The organism is Novosphingobium sp. 1529, assembly GCF_040544855.1.
Classification (GTDB): domain Bacteria; phylum Pseudomonadota; class Alphaproteobacteria; order Sphingomonadales; family Sphingomonadaceae; genus Novosphingobium; species Novosphingobium capsulatum.
The window spans coordinates 20,911-38,336 of the sequence record NZ_JBEPKW010000008.1; the positions used below are offsets into that span (position 1 = coordinate 20,911).

The 17,426-nt window shown below is 67.3% G+C and carries 15 protein-coding genes; 10 read left to right on the forward strand and 5 right to left on the reverse strand.

The window, feature by feature from the left end; genetic code table 11:
• Positions 1–186: 186 nt before the first annotated feature.
• On the forward strand, positions 187–567 hold the full coding sequence (locus tag ABIC78_RS15010; protein WP_022675921.1) for a UrcA family protein: 381 nt from the start codon (positions 187–189) through the stop codon (positions 565–567).
• 154 nt (positions 568–721) lie between these two features.
• Here ABIC78_RS15010 and ABIC78_RS15015 read toward each other — a convergent pair whose 3' ends face one another.
• Positions 722–1,255 carry a winged helix-turn-helix transcriptional regulator gene (locus tag ABIC78_RS15015; protein WP_082350228.1) on the reverse strand — a complete coding sequence of 178 codons (534 nt, stop codon included), beginning with the start codon at positions 1,253–1,255 and terminating at the stop codon, positions 722–724.
• A 152-nt stretch (positions 1,256–1,407) separates the two neighbouring features.
• Between ABIC78_RS15015 and msrB the strand changes: the two genes are divergently transcribed.
• The 3 genes from msrB (at position 1,408) to ABIC78_RS15030 (ending at position 4,527) form a co-directional block, all read left to right on the forward strand.
• Complete coding sequence (gene msrB, locus ABIC78_RS15020) at positions 1,408–1,806, forward strand: peptide-methionine (R)-S-oxide reductase MsrB (protein WP_022675918.1); 399 nt, start codon at positions 1,408–1,410, stop codon at positions 1,804–1,806.
• A gap of 134 nt (positions 1,807–1,940) precedes the next feature.
• On the forward strand, positions 1,941–4,172 hold the full coding sequence (locus ABIC78_RS15025; protein ID WP_054132474.1) for a transglycosylase domain-containing protein: 2,232 nt from the start codon (positions 1,941–1,943) through the stop codon (positions 4,170–4,172).
• A gap of 109 nt (positions 4,173–4,281) precedes the next feature.
• Positions 4,282–4,527: a hypothetical protein gene (locus ABIC78_RS15030; RefSeq protein ID WP_022677497.1), complete on the forward strand. Its 246-nt coding sequence runs from the start codon at positions 4,282–4,284 to the stop codon at positions 4,525–4,527.
• 116 nt (positions 4,528–4,643) lie between these two features.
• Here ABIC78_RS15030 and ABIC78_RS15035 read toward each other — a convergent pair whose 3' ends face one another.
• The 3 genes from ABIC78_RS15035 to hflK all read right to left on the reverse strand — a co-directional run bounded on the left by ABIC78_RS15035 (position 4,644) and on the right by hflK (position 8,398).
• On the reverse strand, positions 4,644–6,200 hold the full coding sequence (locus tag ABIC78_RS15035; protein WP_028658191.1) for a Do family serine endopeptidase: 1,557 nt from the start codon (positions 6,198–6,200) through the stop codon (positions 4,644–4,646).
• Positions 6,201–6,317: 117 nt separating this feature from the next.
• Positions 6,318–7,160, reverse strand: coding sequence for a protease modulator HflC (gene hflC, locus ABIC78_RS15040; protein ID WP_168353054.1), 843 nt, complete (start codon positions 7,158–7,160; stop codon positions 6,318–6,320).
• Positions 7,160–8,398, reverse strand: coding sequence for a protease modulator HflK (gene hflK, locus ABIC78_RS15045; protein WP_354490605.1), 1,239 nt, complete (start codon positions 8,396–8,398; stop codon positions 7,160–7,162). The genes hflC and hflK overlap by 1 nt, the downstream gene beginning before the upstream one ends.
• 183 nt (positions 8,399–8,581) lie before the next feature.
• On the opposite strand from hflK, the gene ABIC78_RS15050 reads away from it, so the two are divergent.
• The 6 genes from ABIC78_RS15050 to dnaA all read left to right on the forward strand — a co-directional run bounded on the left by ABIC78_RS15050 (position 8,582) and on the right by dnaA (position 16,941).
• Entirely contained in the window at positions 8,582–9,550 is a 969-nt protein-coding gene (locus ABIC78_RS15050) for an Mrp/NBP35 family ATP-binding protein (protein ID WP_354490607.1), read from the forward strand.
• A 58-nt stretch (positions 9,551–9,608) separates the two neighbouring features.
• Positions 9,609–11,897, forward strand: a complete 2,289-nt coding sequence (locus ABIC78_RS15055) for a molybdopterin cofactor-binding domain-containing protein (protein WP_354490609.1) — start codon at positions 9,609–9,611, stop codon at positions 11,895–11,897.
• Positions 11,897–12,949, forward strand: coding sequence for a ferrochelatase (gene hemH / locus ABIC78_RS15060; RefSeq protein WP_354490611.1), 1,053 nt, complete (start codon positions 11,897–11,899; stop codon positions 12,947–12,949). The genes ABIC78_RS15055 and hemH overlap by 1 nt, the downstream gene beginning before the upstream one ends.
• 167 nt (positions 12,950–13,116) lie before the next feature.
• A complete protein-coding gene (locus ABIC78_RS15065; protein WP_309806329.1) occupies positions 13,117–14,256 on the forward strand; it encodes a cytochrome P450 in 1,140 nt (379 codons plus the stop codon).
• 260 nt (positions 14,257–14,516) lie between these two features.
• Positions 14,517–14,777, forward strand: a complete 261-nt coding sequence (rpsT, locus tag ABIC78_RS15070) for a 30S ribosomal protein S20 (RefSeq protein ID WP_022675888.1) — start codon at positions 14,517–14,519, stop codon at positions 14,775–14,777.
• A 721-nt stretch (positions 14,778–15,498) separates the two neighbouring features.
• Entirely contained in the window at positions 15,499–16,941 is a 1,443-nt protein-coding gene (gene dnaA, locus ABIC78_RS15075) for a chromosomal replication initiator protein DnaA (RefSeq protein WP_062788037.1), read from the forward strand.
• A 253-nt stretch (positions 16,942–17,194) separates the two neighbouring features.
• Here the strand turns inward: dnaA and ABIC78_RS15080 are convergent, their stop codons facing one another.
• Positions 17,195–17,356 carry a hypothetical protein gene (locus ABIC78_RS15080; RefSeq protein ID WP_354490614.1) on the reverse strand — a complete coding sequence of 54 codons (162 nt, stop codon included), beginning with the start codon at positions 17,354–17,356 and terminating at the stop codon, positions 17,195–17,197.
• Positions 17,357–17,426: the final 70 nt, after the last annotated feature.

Sequence of the window (17,426 nt, forward strand, 5' to 3'; positions counted from 1 at the left end):
GCTGGTCGGGATGGGGCCGTGCCTGGTCGAGCAGGGCGCGCAGGGGCGCCAGGACCGGGTTAAACCACTGACATACCGCAAGACAGACAGCCCAACGGGCCAACAGACGCCCTGCGGGATGCCACAGAAACCCGACTGATCCATTCGATCCGCGCTTTTGTTCCACCACACAAAAGGAATCGACCCATGTTTGCCACCACCACCGCTTTCCGCCCCGCCTTCCGCCCCCTCGCTCTCTCGCTTGCCGCGCTGGGCGCCCTGTCGCTGGGCAGCATGCCTGCCGCCGCACAGACCACCGCCGCCGTATCGGCCGAGTCGAACGCCGACATGGGCATGACCGTGACTCGCGTGCCGGTGAAGCTGTCCGACCTTAACCTGATGACCGTGCAGGGCCGCGCCGTGGCCGATCGCCGGGTGCGCGCTGCCGCGCGCCAGGCCTGCGGCATCGGTATCGGCAAGGTCACGCTCGACCAGGCGCAGGACCAGCGCAATTGCTTCAGCGTGGCGACGCGCCAGGGCAAGGTGCAGGTTGCGCTGGCCCGCGAACAGGTTCTCGCCGCGCGCTGAGCAGTTCGCCGCATCCATGAATTTGCGCGAACGAAACCGTTTTGGCTCCATTCATCAAACAACGTCCAGACAAGAGCTTGCCGCACGCGCAGTCCCCCGTGCGGTTGGCGGGGCAGGGTCGCCGTTTCCACCGGCGATCCTGCCCCGAATACTGTCAGGCCCGTTCCTTGGACTTTGCGGCCGGCGCTTGTTCCCCACGATCATGATCGGCGTTTTCGGCCGGTGCCGGCGCATCGATTTCTTCCCGCGGGCGCCAGGCAAGATCTGCCGGGCCAAGCGGGCGGCCATCATGCGCGCGCAGCACGATCGGCGCGATCGGCTGGCCATCGCGGGCATCACACAGCACCGGGTTGCAGGAAATGCCCGCGCCCCACTTTTCCCCCCACTGGCGCAGCGCCAGCATCGCCGGCAACAGGTCAAAGCCCTTGGGCGTCAACCGATATTCCACGCGCCGGCGATCGTCGCAGCAGGGAATGCGGGCGAGAATGCCATGATCGACCAGCCGCGACAGGCGGTTGGACAGGATGTTGCGGGCAATGCCCAGTTGCGAGAGAAATTCCTCGAAATGCGAGATGCCGGTGAATGCGGCACGCAGGATCATGAAGGACCAGCGCTCGCCCATCACCTCCAACGCCACGGGGAGGCTGCACTGGGCAATATCGGCCAGAGGCTCTTGCAATTTTTCCATCACGCATCGGTCATAGCGCATAATGTGGCGGAATTTAAGCGACGTGCGACAGGAAGTGGCACAAGGCGACAGAGGACGCCCCAGAACGCGCGCCATCCGGTTGTTCCGCCAGCGCCCGCACCCCATATTGCGCGGCAAAGGAGATCCCATCCATGACCGACAAGTTGAACCTGACCGAGGCGGAATGGCGCGAACGCCTGAGCCCGGAGCAGTATCACGTCCTGCGCCAGGCCGGGACCGAGCGCGCGTTCACCGGCAAGTACGACAAGAACAAGGCGCGCGGCGACTATACCTGCGCCGGCTGCGGGCAGCCGCTGTTCACCTCTGCCACCAAGTTCGACAGCGGCTGCGGCTGGCCCAGCTTTACCCATCCGATGGATGAAACCGCGGTGGAAGAACTGCGCGACACCTCGCACGGGATGATTCGCACCGAGGTGCGCTGCGCCCGCTGCGAAGGGCATCTGGGCCACGTGTTTCCCGATGGGCCGGCGCCCACCGGGCTGCGCTATTGCATGAACTCTGCCGCGCTCGACTTCACGCCGGAAGAATGATGCGTTAGGGAGCGAGCCAAGGCGCCGGGTTGCCTGTTTCATTAACCCTGCGTTACGGATCGCCCGTGCAAGGGCGGCCCTTGGCTCGCAATCACGGCGCGCTCCTGCGCCTTCGAGGAAACCGGTAACCACTAATGGCCAGACGGGACGTTCCGCGCCGCGGACAAGACGGCGATGACCCCGCGCAGCGCAGCCGCGCACCTTCCATGATCGGACGATGGCTGCGCCGCCTGCTGGTGTGGGGCACGGGCCTGGCGCTGCTGGTCGCGCTGGGCATTACCGGCGCGGTGTTGGTCACCGCCCGTTCGCTGCCCAGCTATGACAAGCTCAAGTCCAGCCAGGCCGGCCAGATGATCGTGGTGCGGGCCAACGACGGTTCGGAAATCGTCACGCTCGGGCCCAGCTACGGCAAGTGGATTCCCTATAATCGCATCCCCCAGCCGATGAAGGATGCGCTGGTTTCGGTGGAAGACCGCCGGTTCCGCGAACACTGGGGCGTGGACCCGGTGGGCATCGTGCGCTCGCTGATGGTGCGCGCGCAAAGCGGGCACTGGCGCCAGGGCGGCTCTACCATCACGCAGCAGTTGGCGCGCAACATCTTCCTCAACAACAGCCGCACGTTCGATCGCAAGATTCGCGAGGCGATCCTGTCGCTGGCCCTGGAAAGCAAGTTTTCCAAGGACCAAATCCTCGAACTCTATCTCAACAAGGTCTATTTCGGCGGCGGCGCCTATGGCGTGGATTCGGCCGCGCGCAAGTTCTTCGGCCATTCGGGCGAGCAGCTTTCGCTGGGCGAGGCGGCGATCATCGCTGGCCTGGTGAAGGCGCCATCGCACTATTCCCCGACGGCAGACGCCCAGGCCGCGGTCGATCGCGCCAAGGTGGTGCTGGAAACCATGGTCGATGCTGGCACGCTGACCCCGGCCCAGGCGGGTGCAGTCGATCTCAAGGCCGTGCATCTCGCCGCCGAGCAGGGCCAGAATTCGGCCCGCTATTTCACCGATTGGGTGCTGCCGCAGCTTGACGTGCTGGTGCCCGATAATGACCAGCCGATCGAGGTGTGGACCACGCTCGATCCCGTGGCGCAGCGCGCCGCCACCGATGCCATCAGCTCGCAAGTGCCCAAGGGCGCGCAGGGCGCGATGGTCAGCGTCGACCGCGATGGTGCGGTCCTGGCGATGGTGGGCGGCACCGACTATGTCACCTCGAACTACAACCGCGCCACCAATGCCGTGCGTCAGCCCGGTTCGGCGTGGAAGCTGTTCGTTTATCTCGCGGCGCTGGAGCGGGGCTATCGCCCCGAAGACCGCGTAGTGGACGAGCCGGTGACGATCGACGGGTGGAGTCCGCGCAATTCGGGCGGCAGCTATGCCGGCCAGATCGACGTGCGCACCGCCTTTGCCTATTCCAAGAACACCGTGGCGGCGCAGCTGGGCAACGAAGTGGGCTTTAGCGCCGTGGCCAACATGGCCCGCCGCTTTGGCATCACCACGCCGATCAACACGATGCCTTCGATGGTGCTGGGCACCAGCGACGTGCGCGTGATCGACATGGTGCGCGCCTTCGCCTCGGTCGAGGCGAAGGGCCGGCTGGTGACGCCCTATGGCATCCGCAAGGTGACCACCACCGACGGCGAAGTGCTCTACAGCCACCGTCCCGATGCGCAGCAGCAGCTGGTGCCCGATTACGTGGCGGCAGAGATCACCGATCTGTTGCAGACGGCGGTGAACATCGGCACGGGCCGCGCGGCGCAGATCGGCCGCCCCGTGGCGGGCAAGACCGGCACCACCAGTTCCAACAAGGATGGCTGGTTCCTGGGCTTTTCCAGCGGGATCACCACGGGCGTGTGGATGGGCCGCGACGATGCCCACCCCGTTCCCGGCCTGCAGGGTGGCACTGCCCCGGCGCGCGCCTTTGCCGCCTATATGCGCGTGGCCACGGCCAAGCGCCCGGTCGAGCAGTTCGACAACCAGCTCAAGCTGCCCGAATGGCAGCTGGAGCCCGATGACGAGGCGATGCTCAACAACCCCAACGACTATTACTATACCGACGAAAACGGCAATACGGTCAACGGCCAGCAGGGCGATGGGCTGGAAGGCGGCCAGAGCGGCGCTCCCAACGGCGGGCCGCAGGGCCGCACGCCCGACGATGCCATTCCGGTGGACCAGGATGGCCTGGGCACCGGCCCGGCAGCGCCGGCGCGCCAAGGCCCGCGCAATGCGCCAGCGGCGGCAAGTGACGATCTGCTTGATCGCGCCACTGGCCGCACCCGCCAGACGCCCAGGCCAGCCCAGCCGGCAGTGCCCCGGCCGCCGGCCACCAAGCCGCCGCCAGATCGTCGGGCGCAGGATTGGCAGGGCTATTGAAACCTGTGACAGCATGAAAATGCCACCGGGGCGCGAACCATTCGCGCCCCGGTTCGTTTGTGCCCCATGATCGGCGGCCTTGCTGGCTGCCGCAGATGGAGGTTGAGCGATGAGCATATTCCATTGGGCCGCCGCCGCAGTGGCGGGGTACGTCATCTATCGCAGCGTCCGCAACAAGGACGGCGAGAGCGCCGCGCCGGCCGCCTTTGCCCATGGCGAAACGCCGGGCGACAATTTTGCCAAGGTGCGCTCTGCCGGGGTGGAGGGCATGCGCTCTGATCCGCCCAAGTGGGACAAACAGGATCAGGTGGTGGACGAAAGCTTCCCGGCCAGCGACCCGGCAGCCAACTATTGATGGCTTGCTGACGGCAGGGTGAGGGCGCCCGGTGCGCCCCACTTTTCACAAACAAAAAGGCCGGCATCCCGCGTGGGGATGCCGGCCTTTTTATGCTTGCCTAAGCGGTCTGGCGATCAGCGCAGGCGGATCGGCAGATAGATCGCCGGCTGGCCGGCGCGCTGCACGCGCAGGAGCACGGCCTCGCGGTTTTCGGCCTTGGCCTGGCGCACCACGGCTTCCAGATCGGCGACGGTCGCGAGCATGCGATAGTTGGCCGAGAGGATGATGTCGCGGCGCTGCAGGCCCTTGGCCCCAGCGTCAGACGAGCTGTCCACCCCCGTAACGACCACGCCGCGCGTGTCTTCGCTCACGCCCAGCTGACGGGCGATCTGCGGGGTCAGCGGCACAGCGCCGATACCCAGCGACTTTTGCAGCGCGCCCGTTGCCTGGGCCTGCTTCTGCTGCTGCTGGCCATCGCTGTTGTCGCCCAGGCCGTTGTCGTCCTGCTGGTCCTGGTCGAAGCTCTGGTTGGCCAGCTCTTCCTCGGTCGGGCGCTTGCCGACCACGGCGTTGACGGTCATCGGCTTGCCGTTACGCACCAGGTCGATGGCCACGGTCTTGCCCGGGGCGGTGTTGGCAACGATGAACGACAGCGTCTGGTCGGGCTTGACTTCCTTGCCATCGACGCGGGTGACCACGTCGCCCGCCTGGATGCCGGCCTTGGCCGCGCCAGCGCCCGGTTCGACCGACTGGATGAATTCGCCACGGTTCTTGGGCAGGCCCAGCGAGGCGGCAAGATCATCGTTGATGGGCTGGATGCGCACACCCAGATAGCCACGCTCGATCGCCTGGCCGTTCTTGAGCTTTTCCACGATCGGCGCGGCGATTTCGGCGGGAATGGCAAAGCCGATCCCGACGCTGCCGCCGGTGGGCGAATAGATCGCGTTGTTGATGCCGATCACGTTGCCGGCCATGTCGAACATCGGGCCGCCCGAGTTGCCGCGGTTGATCGAGGCGTCGGTCTGGAGATAGCGGTCATAGGCGCTGCCCGAGCCGGTGGCGCGATAGACGGCCGAGATGATCCCCTGCGTTACCGTGCCGCCCAGGCCAAACGGGTTGCCGATGGCGATGACCCAGTCGCCCACGCGGGCCTTGCGCGAGTCCCCGAACTTGACGAACGGGAACGGCTTGTTGCCGGTGATCTTGAGCACGGCGAGATCGGAGGCGGCATCCTTGCCAACCAGCTTGGCGGGATATTCGGTGCCATCGGGCGTGGTGACCGAGATGGATTCCACCTCACCCTGGCCGTCGGCGGTGATCACGTGGTTGTTGGTGACCACATAGCCATCGGCCGAGATGATGAAGCCCGAACCGAGCGACTGCGCCTCGCGCGTGCTGCCGCCACCCTGGCCGCCCTGGCCACCGCCGAACAGATCGCCAAACGGCGTGCCGGCAAAGGGGTTGTTGTTCTGGACCTTGACCCGCTGGCGCGTGGAGATGTTGACCACGGCGGGCTGGAGCTGGGCCGTCAGATCGGCGAAGCTGGACGGCGCACCCTGGCGCGGGGTGATCGCCTGAATCTGCGAACTGTCATTCTGCGCTACCTGGGCGCCGGCCGGAAAGCCCGTTGCCAGCGTGAGCGCGCTGCCGGCGAGAAGCAGTGCCGTAGTCACTCCATAAGCGTATCGCACGAGGGTTGATCCTTTATTCGCTTGTTGCTTGACGCGGCGTGAGGGAAAACCGCGCCCGATCCGGGAGCCGTTTCACGCTTCGTCGCATGAACGGACTTTGAATGGAACAGGTTCCGATCAGTCGCCCTTGAAACGCTTCAGATAGCGGTTGTCGGGCGAAAGGATGATGCTGGTATTGCTGCCTTTCTGGGTGAAGGTGTAGTCATAGCTCTGCATGGCACGGTAAAAGTCATAGAATTCAGGATCCTTGCCAAAGCTGGCCGCATAAATACGGGCTGCTTCCGCTTCGGCCTGGGCGCGAATGATCTGCGCATTCTTTTGCCCTTGGGCGGCAATCGTGGCCGCTTCCTGGGCGCGGGCGGTCGCCATGCGGGCAAAGGCGGATTCCAGCGGCGTGCCATCGGGCAGGTCGGCGCGCTTGATCCGCACGTCGATCACCTGGGCGCCGTATTCGCGCGCCTCGCGATCGAGCCCTTCGCGGATGCGGGCCATGGCCTGGCCGCGTTCGGGGGTGAGCAGCGAGGCAAAGGTGCGCTTGCCCAGTTCCTGGCGCAGCACCGAATTGAGGATCGGCTGCAGCTGCTGTGCCACGCGGTCGACCGTGCCGGCGGTCTCGTACATCTTGATCGGATCGATCACGCGAAAGCGGGCATAGGCATCCACTTCCAGGCGGCGCTGGTCGAGCGAGGTGACCTGCTGGCGTTCCATATCGACATCGAGCACGCGGCGATCGATGCGCACTGCCTGTTCGAGGAATGGGATGCGCCAGACCAGGCCGGCTCCGGTGCGGCCGAAATCGGCATTGGGGGCATAGCGGTTGATCACGCGCACCGGCTGGCCGAGCCGGACGATCACCACCTGTTCGGTTTCAGGCACGGCGATCACGCACATCATGACCAGCACCGCCAGCGCGACCAGCCCGGCGATGATGCGCTGGTTGAGCGAGATGAACGGCTGCATCAGCGTTGCCCCCCCTGGCGGTTGTCATCCGGCGCGGGCGGCGGCGATTGCCGCAAGGCGGGAAGCGGCAGATAGGGCACCGTACCGGGTGCTTCCACGATCACCTTGTCGGTCTGGCCCAGAACGCGCTCCATCGTTTCATAATACATGCGCCGCTTGGTCACTTCCGGGGCCAGCTTGTACTGTTCATAGACCTTGTCGAACGCGGCAGCTTCGCCCTGGGCGGCCGCCAGCTTCTTTTGCGCCCAGCCTTGTGCTTCGTTCACATCGCCCTGCGCCTTCTGCTGCGCGGCGAGCACTTCCTTGAACGCATCGACGACCTTGGCGGGCGGATCGATCTTGGTGATTTCCACGCCCTGGATCTTGACCCCGGAGCGATAGGCATCGAGCACGCGCTGCATCTTGTCGCGCACGCTCTGCTCGATCGTGGCGCGGCCGGTGCCCATGGCATCGTTGAAGTTCACTTCGGCGATGGCGGCGCGCATCGATGCCTCGGCCACTTCGCGCACGGTCTGGTCTGGATCGGCCAGCTGGAAGGTATAGAGCTTGAGGTCCTTGATGTTCCAGCGCACCAGATAGTTGAGGTTGACCAGGTTCTGGTCGCCGGTGAGCATCAGGCGCTCGCCATCGCCTTCGGGAATGGTTTCACGCTGGATCGAGGTGACATCGCGCGTATCGACCGACTGGATCGGCCAGGGCAGGGTGAACGAGACCCCTGGGCCGAGCGTGCGCGAATAGGAGCCGAAGGTGGTGACCACGCCCTGTTCCTGCGGGGCAAGGCGGTGCATGCTCGATCCGCCCAGCCAGAGCAGGACCACGGCAGCAATGCCGATCGGCCACCACGATTTGCCATCGGGGCGCGGCGGCAGGCGCAAGTTGGGGCCACGGCCGCCGAGCAGCGGGCCAGTGGGGCCGCCGCTGCCACCCCCGTTTCTGGCCCCGTTGCCGCCGCTCTTCCCGCCACCTTTGCCGGCGCGGGCCCGAAAGATGTCTTCGATGCTGGGCGGACGGCGCGGGTCTCCGGCTGGTGGCAGCCAGGGATTGCGCGGGGCGTCTCCGCCCGGGGCCTTGCTGCCTGCGCCCTTTGCCGGCTTGGTCTTGTCGCTGTCAGCCTTGTCGTCGCTGCCTGCGCTTGGCGAGCCGGGTTCTGCATTGCTGTCCGCAGCGCCCGGTTCCTGGCCGGGCTCGCTGCTGCCGGGTTCGTTGCCCGCGCCCCATGGGCTTTTGCGGTCCGTCATGACCGGGATTCCGAAAAGGGCGCGAGGGGGCGCAAGGCCAGTCCACGAAAAGCAGTCATGACCAGTCTTATAGGAAGGGATCGCGTGAAAAACAGTGTCTCGTTCCCAAAATTCGTCTGCTAGGGGGCAATAGCACGCCCGCAGTTTGCCGGGACAGATGCGCCAAGGAACAGGAATCAAGCAGTGACGATCGATGAAGCGGCCGTGCGCCAGGCCATTGCCGATGCCGTGGGTGGCGAAAGGCTTCAGGTGGTGCGGGTGACCGGCACGAGCGCGACGGCGGTGATCGATGCCGGCGGGCTGGACAGCTCTGCGCGGGCTGCGCTGGAACAGGCGGCCAAGGCTGCGGGCGTGGCGGCCGGGCTGGACGAGCTGCGCGTGGCGCTGACCGCTGAAAAGCGCAGCCGGCGCATCCTGGCGGTGGGTTCGGGCAAGGGTGGCGTGGGCAAGTCCACGCTGTCGGCCAACCTGGCCGTGGCGCTTGCGCGGCTGGGGCGCAAGGTCGGCCTGGTCGATGCCGATATCTATGGCCCGTCGCAGCCGCGCCTGCTCGGCACCGAAGGGCGAAAGCCCGAGGCGCGCGACAAGACGATGATCCCGGTGCCCAGCCCGTGGGGCGTGCCGATGCTGTCGATGGGGCATCTGGTGCAGCCGGGGCAGGCGATCGCCTGGCGCGGGCCGATGGCCGGTAGCGCGCTGGGCCAGTTGATCGAGGCCGATTGGGGCGATACCGAAATCCTGGTGGTCGACCTGCCGCCGGGCACCGGCGACATCCAGTTGACCATGCTGCAGAAATACAAGCCGGCTGGGGCGGTGATCGTGTCCACCCCGCAAGACCTGGCCTTGATCGACGCTACCCGCGCGATCGGGCTGTTCGACCAGGGCAAAGTGCCGGTGCTGGGCCTGGTCGAGAACATGGCCGGATACCTGTGCCCGCATTGCGGCCAGGTGAGCGATCCGTTTGGCCATGGTGGCGCGGAAGTGACCGCGCGCGAACTGGGCCTGCCGTTCCTGGGCCGGGTGCCGCTCGATATCGCGATCCGCCAGAAGAGCGACGCGGGCGAGCCGCCGGCCGCTGGCGAAGGGCCGCAGGCGCAGGCGTTCATGGGGCTGGCGCGCGCCGTCCTGGCGGCGCTGGACCAGACGGCCTGATCGGCCCGCAATGGCCCTGCCACCAGCCCTTAACAGGCTGAAACCGACGCGACGCGGCGTGTTGATCGGTGCCGGGGCAGGGGGCGCCTTGATCGCCGCCTTTGCCCTGGTGCCGCGCCACTATGCCGCGCCGCTGGTGGCCGGCAAGGGCGAGCGGGTGGCCAATGCGTTCCTCAAGCTGGCGCGTGATGGCACGCTGACCGTGGCCGTGCCGGCCTGCGAGATGGGCCAGGGCGTGACCACGCTGCTGGCACAGATCGTGGCGGTGGAACTGGGCGCCGATTGGGCGCAGGTGGCGGTAGAACCGGCGCCGCTCAGCCCAGCCTATGCCGATGCCGTGCTGGCGGCGCACTGGGCGCCGCTGTGGCTGCCTACCTGGCTGCCGATCCTGCCCGATATGATGGCCGATCCCGCCAATGGCCTGACCCGCCTCAAGGCCGAGCGCGGGCCGATGATGCTGACTGTGGCGGGCACCGGCTTGGCCATGTTCGAACAACCCCTGCGCGAGGCGGCGGCGGCGCTGCGCGCGCAGCTGATCGCGGCGGCGGCGGCCCAGTGGGGCGTGGCTGCCGATAGCCTCGATACGCGCGGCCATGCCGTGATCGAGCGGCGTGCCGACCAGCAGGGCCGGCGCCTGCCCTTTGCCCGGCTGATCGATGCCGCGCTCGATCGCGATCCACCCCACGATGCGCCGCTGCGCGCCAGCCCGGCGCAAGAGGCGCCGGCGCGGTTCCCCGCCGGCAGTCGCCCGGCCTTTCCCCGGCTCGACCTGCCGGCCAAGGTGGATGGCAGCTTTGTCTTTGCTGCCGACGTGCGCCTGCCCGGCATGGTCCACGCCGCCATCGCGCATGGGCCGCAGGGCGGTTGCGTGCTGTCTTCGTGGGATGCCCAGGCTGCCGCGCGCGTGCCGGGATGCCTGGGGGTGGTTCATGCCAAGGGCTGGCTGGCGGCGATCGGGGTCACCTGGCACGCTGCCGATCGCGCCGTGGCGGCGATGGAGCCGCGCTTTCGGCCGCGCGGCCCGGTCGCTGATAGCAATGCCATCGATGCCGCGCTCGATCAGGGGCTGGCCAAGGGCAAGCCAGTGCGCCTGTGGGGGCAGGGCGATCCCACCGCACTGCTGGAAAAGCCCAGCCTGTCTGCCCGCTATGACATCGAGGTGGCGCTCCATGCGCCGCTGGAGCCGGCCACCTGCACCGCGCGGCTCGAGCATGGCCGGCTGGAACTGTGGCTCGCGACCCAGGCGCCCGAGGCGGCGCGGCGCGAAGGGGCGCGGGCAGCGGGCCTGTCAGAGGCAGACGTGGTGGTCTATCCCATGGCGGCCGGTGGCAGCTTTGACACGCGGCTCGATGGCCGAATCGCCGGAGAGGCTGCCGCCCTGGCGCGGGCCACGGGCAAGCCGGTGCAACTGACCTGGTCGCGCTGGCAGGAATCGCTCGCCGGGCTGCCGCGCGCGCCGGTTGCCGGGCTGCTGGAAGCCGGGATGAGCCCCGACAAGCAACAGCTGCTGGGCTGGCGCAGCCGCATTGCCACGCCTGCCTCGCTGCGCGAGACGGCGGCCCGCGTGCTCGACGGCGAAGGCGCGCAAAGCGCGCGGCGCTGGCAAGACAGCGCCGATCCGCTGGCCCTGGAAGGGGCCATGCCGCCCTATGCCATTCCCGAATGCGCGGTCCATCATGTGCCGGTGGCGCTGCCGCTGGCCACAGCGCGGATGCGTGGCGGCGGCGCGGCCATTACCGCGTTCCTGACCGAAAGCTTCATCGACGAATGCGCCCATTTTGGCGGTAGCGAGCCGCTGGCTTTCCGCATGGCCATGCTGGGCGGGCAGCCGCGCCTGGCCGCCTGCCTGCAGGGCGTGGCGCATCTGGCGATGTGGGGTGGCGGGGCCGATGCCTCGGGCCAGGGCATTGCCTGCCATGCGCTGACGCTGGCCGCGCCGGAAGGGCCGCGCCACGGCTATATCGCCGTGGTCGCCACCGCGCGGCAGGTGGATGGCGCGATCCGGGTGGAAGCCTTGAGCGCATGCGTCGATATCGGCCGGGTGATCAATACCGACCTGGCGCGCCAGCAGATCGAGGGCGGCCTGTTTTTTGGCCTCGGCCTGGCGGTGGGCGGCAGCACCGGCTATGCCGCCGGGCGGCCGCTGGCGGGGCATTTTAGCCAGTTGGGCTTGCCGCTGCTGGCCGATTGCCCCAAGGTCGAGATTGTCTTTGTCGAGAGCAGCGCACAGCCGTTCGACCCCGGCGAACTGGGGGTGGTGGCGGTGGCGCCGGCCATCGCCAATGCGCTGTTTTCCGCAACCGGGCTGCGGTTGCGCCGCCTCCCCCTCCTGTCTGAAGGCGTTTGATGACCCCTGCTGCCCCAATCCATGCCTGCCCCGCCCATCTTCCGGCCGATCATCCGCCGGTGGCCACCGGGCGTATCGGGGTGCTGCTGGTGAACCTGGGGACGCCGGACGCACCCGATACGGCCTCGGTGCGGCGCTATCTCAAGGAATTCCTGTCGGACAAGCGCGTGGTGGAAATCCCCGCGCTGCTGTGGCAGCCGATCCTGCGCGGGATCATCCTGCGCACGCGGCCCAAGAAATCGGCCCATGCCTATGCCCAGGTCTGGGGCCCGGAAGGATCGCCACTGGCCGCGATCACCGCTGGCCAGGCGCGCGCGCTGCAGGCGCGGCTGGGCGACGGCGTGATCGTGCGCCATGCCATGCGCTATCAAAGCCCGGCCATGGCCACGCAGCTCGATGCGCTGCTGGCTGCCGGGTGCGAACGCATCCTGGTGGCGCCGCTCTATCCGCACTATTCCGGCGCTACCACGGCCAGCGCGCTTGATGCCCTGGCCGACTGGATCAAGCAGCGCCGCCGCCTGCCGGCGCTGCGCACGCTGCCGCCCTATCACGATGATGAAGTGGCGATTGCCGCGCTGCATGCCGACATGGCGCGCCAGATCGCCACGCTGGCGTTCGTGCCCGATGTGCTGCTGCTGAGCTATCACGGCATGCCCGAGCGCACGCTGCATCTGGGCGATCCCTATCACTGCCACTGCCGCAAGACTTCGCGTCTGCTCGCCGCCGCCTTTGCCCAGAGCCATCCTGGCATGGCGGTGATGACCAGCTTCCAGTCGCGCTTTGGCCGGGCCAAGTGGCTGGAGCCGGCCACCGATACCACGCTGGTGGAACTGGCCGAGGGCGGCACCCGCAAGGTGGCGATCGCGGCGCCGGGCTTTTCCGCCGATTGCCTGGAAACGCTCGAAGAACTTGCACTGCGCGGGAAAGAGGATTTCCTGGCCGCCGGCGGCACCGATTTTGCGGCGCTCACCTGCCTCGATACCTCGCAACACGGCATGGACCTGCTCGAAGCCCTGGTGCGGCGCGAACTGGCTGGCTGGATCGCCGTGTAGGCGTAAGCTGGCCGTGCGCGCCAGCCCGCCGCTGCGGGCGATTTGACACGCCCGCCAGACATGGCATGTTCCCATCCAGCCGTGCTGCAACGCCGAAACGGGGGTTTCGGGGGCAGCGCGGGTGAACGGGCCAGAACCGGCAACAGGTTCGGCCCGATGGAGAGAGCATGCTGACATCGGCGATTCCTGCACAAGCCCATGATTCCCCTGCCGTGCCGCTACCCGTGGCCGGCGCTGATCCGACACTGGCCGCGCCACCGCTTGAGCCTGACATTCCGGTAAGCCGCGTAACGGCCTGGCAAGATGACGCGGCCCTGCTGCTGCGCGAGCGTGCCAACCTGGGGCCGGTGTTTCGCCGGGGCGAGCGGGTGATCCTGCTTGATGCGGCGCATAACCACCTGGTGCTTGCCGATGATGGCGCGCGGTTCGTGCCGCTGGCGCGTGAAGCCGATCTGCCGGTTGACCTGCCAGTTGACTTGGCGGTGCTGGAGCGCGCGCTGGGGGCGGAGCTGGGCCGCTGGCGCGCTGGCACGGTGCGGTTTCAGTCGGCCATGGCGATGACCCTGGCGCGCGCACTGGTGCCGGCTGTCACGGGCCTGGCCTATGGTTCCGGCCCGGCCGAGCGGCTGGCCAATGCGCTGGGCACGCTCGACGATGGGCGCAGCCTGCTGCGCCGGGCCATGCCGCGCGGCCTGCCGTCCTCGCCCATGGGCGCGCGCAAGGCACTGGCCCAGGGCCTGCACCAGGCCGGCTGCACCGCGCCCGGGCTGCTCGATGCCGTGCAGGCCAGCCATGCCACGGCGCTGCGCGTGCTGGGCACCCTGGTGCGCCATCTGGCCGACACGCCGGACTGGCAGGATACCCTGCGCGCCGAAGTGCGCAGCGCCTATCGCCCCGCAGCGGGCACCGGCGCAGCACCCGAAACGCTGGAACTGGTGGACATGGCCACGAACGAGGCGCTGCGCCTGATGCCCGGACCACTGCTGGTGGAGCGCCGGGTGGCAGCAGATGTCATGGTAGGCGAGCACCGGCTTGAGGCCGGCACGCTGGTGGCGATCAGCCCGGCGCTGACCCACGCCGATCCGGCGCTGTGGCCCGAGCCGCAGCGATTCGATCCGCTGCGCTTTGCCGCACCCCGCGCGGCGGCGCGTGCCCCCGGTGCCTGGATCGCGCAAGAAACGCTGCCTGGCGGCGCCGGGCCGGCGGTCTTGGCGGCGGCGCGGCTGGGCATTGCCCATCTGCTCGATCGCTTTGTCCTGGCCCCGGCGGGCGAGGGCGGCAAGGTCTTGCTGCGCCATGCGGATTGAGGTGGAGGGGCTTGCCCGCTATGGCGGGCGGGCGAATCGCAAGTACGCATGGCCGGGGCCGGGCGTTTGACTGCCACGGGGCGGCCGGACGCATGGCAAAGGCGCAACGCGCGCCTTGACGATTCGTCCACAGCCCGGTAAGGGCGCCGCTTTCCGGCGGGCTTGCCCGCCTTGTCGAACGACTACGTCGAGCAAGCTACCAGGACATTTCCCGGTCTGCCCCATCGGGGTGGCCCGCCAGAGGACGAAACAGGACAGACATGGCCAATACGCCGCAAGCCCGCAAGCGCATCCGTCGCAACGAACGCCGCGCCGAAATCAACGGCAACCGTCTTTCGCGCATCCGCACCTTCGTGAAGAAGGTGGAATCCGCGATCGCTGGCGGCGACAAGGCCGTGGCGGCAGAAGCCCTGCAGGCTGCCCAGCCGGAACTGGCCCGTGGCGTTGCCCGTGGCGTGGTCCACAAGAACACCGCAGCCCGCAAGCTGTCGCGTCTGAGCAAGCGAGTCGCTGCGCTCTGATTCGGCGCTGGGGTATTCCTTTTTCCTGAAGGAATACGCTGCGTACAAATACGGCTTTGGCCGGCGTGATGAACGCCGGCCATTTTCGTCTGCGGCTTATGCGACGGTTCGATGACACGGCCATTTCGGCAAGTGTCGGATTCGTGGCGATTCGCGCGTTCTCTGATTTGCTAATAGCTATAAATTCAATGACTTGGCGATTTGTCGCGTAGTTGTTGAGTCAAGGCTAATTATTTCAGAAATTTTGCGCTCCATGGGCTTGCACAGCCCCCGCAGTGGCTCATAGACAGAGACCACGCCGCGCGCTGGCCGCTTTGCTGTGATGCAGAACGACCGGTGTGTGGTGTCACGGAACATCGCTCAAAACGGCATCCGCCGTGCCCATTGCGGCATCGGCGGACAGGTAAGCTGTGTCTGCGGGCGTGGTTGGTCGGTCTTTGTCCGAAAAGCCGCGTTGGGCGGACACGCTCGCCTTTGTCGGGCGTCCGCAATTCGGGGGTATCTGGCCGCAGGCCTGGAAATTTAGGTGGGACGGCGAAGCGTGAAGATGGATCATTTCGGCGGTGCGAGCGGCGGTGCAGGTGGCACGGCCGCGCTCGGTTCCCAAGGTGGCAATTCCCGAGGGTTGGCAGGTTCCCAGGCTGGAACCGCTGCCCTTGCAACAACCAATGGGCGCGGGGCCGGTCAGGCCGCGACGCTTCGGAAAGGACGTGACGGGGGAATGGAGGACCAGGAAGCTCTCGACCTGGCGGCCGATTGGGCCGACATCAGCCAGGGGCTGAAGAAGGATCTGGGTCCGCAACTGCACACGCAATGGATCAAGCCGATCCAGCTGGGCAGCTTCTGCAAGGAAACCGGCACGCTGGACCTGTTCCTGCCCACCGAATTTTCGGCCAACTGGGTGGCGGATCGCTTTGCCGATCGCCTGTCGCTTGCCTGGAAGATCGCGCGGGCCGAAGTGCGCCAGGTGCGCATCACCGTGCACCCGCGCCGCCGGGCCATGCCCGAGCTGCGCGTGGGCGGCCGTGCTGCGCCCGAACTGCGCGTGCCGGCGGCCAACGAAAGCGCGCCGACGCTGGCCCCGGCCAGCCGTCCGGTTGCCGCCCCGGCGCCGCAGACCGTGGCCGGCTTCGATGTGTCGGCCTCGGGCATCGATCCGTCGCTGACGTTTGGCGATTTCGTGACCGGCAGTGCCAATGTCCTGGCGCTCAATGCCGCTCAGCGCATGGCGGCGGCCGAAAAGCCGCAGTTCTCGCCGCTCTACCTCAAGGGGTCCACCGGGCAGGGCAAGACGCATCTGCTCCACGCCATTGCCAACGGCTTTATGGCCGCGCGGCCGGGCGCACGGGTGTTCTACTGCTCGGCCGAGCGGTTCATGATCGAATTCGTTCAGGCCATGCGCCAGAACGAGATGATCGAGTTCAAGAGCCGCCTGCGCAGCTTCGACATGCTGCTGGTGGACGATATCCAGTTCATCATCGGCAAGGCCAGCACCCAGGAGGAATTCCTCCACACCATCGATGCCCTGCTGAGCGCCGGCAAGCGCCTGGTAGTCGCGGCCGATCGCGCGCCCCAGGCGCTCGACGGGGTCGAACAGCGCCTGCTCTCACGCCTCTCGATGGGGCTCGTCGCCGATATACAGGCTGCTGACATCGAGCTGCGGCGCCAGATCCTGGAGCACCGCCTGTCGCGCTTCACCAGTGCGCAGGTGCCGCAAGACGTGGTCGAATTCCTCGCCCGCACGATCAACCGCAACGTGCGCGAACTGGTCGGTGGCCTCAACAAGCTGATCGCCTTTGCCCAGCTGACCGGACAGCAGGTGAGCCTGCAACTGGCCGAGGAGCAGTTGACCGATATCCTGTCGGCCAACCGCCGCCGCATCACCATCGACGAGATCCAGCGCACCGTGTGCCAGTTCTATCGCGTCGATCGCTCGGAAATGGCGTCAAAGCGCCGGGCCCGTGCCGTGGTGCGTCCGCGCCAGGTGGCGATGTACCTGGCCAAGGTGCTCACCCCGCGGTCCTATCCCGAAATCGGCCGCAAGTTTGGCGGTCGCGATCACTCGACGGTGATTCACGCCGTGCGCCTGATCGAGGATCTGCGTAGCCGCGATGCCGACATGGACGGCGACGTGCGCACCCTGCTGCGCCAGTTGGAAGACTGACCCACACCGTTGTGATGCCCGGCCGCGTGTGACGGGGCCGGGTTTCCACCACCGCTCCACCGCGCGTGCACAGGATTGTGCCCGGCTTGCGCACAGGTTTGCCACAGGGTTGTGCGCAATCCTGTCCCCAGGCCTGTCCCCATGGTTGTGCGCAGCTTTTCCGCAGGATCATACCCGGCTTTTGCCGGGGTTATCCGGCCATCGTGCACAGGCTTTTGCACCGGGTTATCGGCCGGTGATGCACAGTTTGTGATCAGGTTTTTGCGCTGACTTTTTCACAGGCGCTGGCGGTATCGTACCACGTGCCGCCGCTGGCCTGGCATGCGTGTTCGGCCCAGCGGCCCTTGCCCCACCAGCCGACTACCACGCCCAGCAGCAGGGCGAGGATCAGCACGATCCAGATCCGGTCTCTCATGGCCGGCAGTGTGGGCGCGCGGCAGCGGCTTTGCAAACGGCGCCTCTCGCCTTTTTGCGCGCGGGCGCCT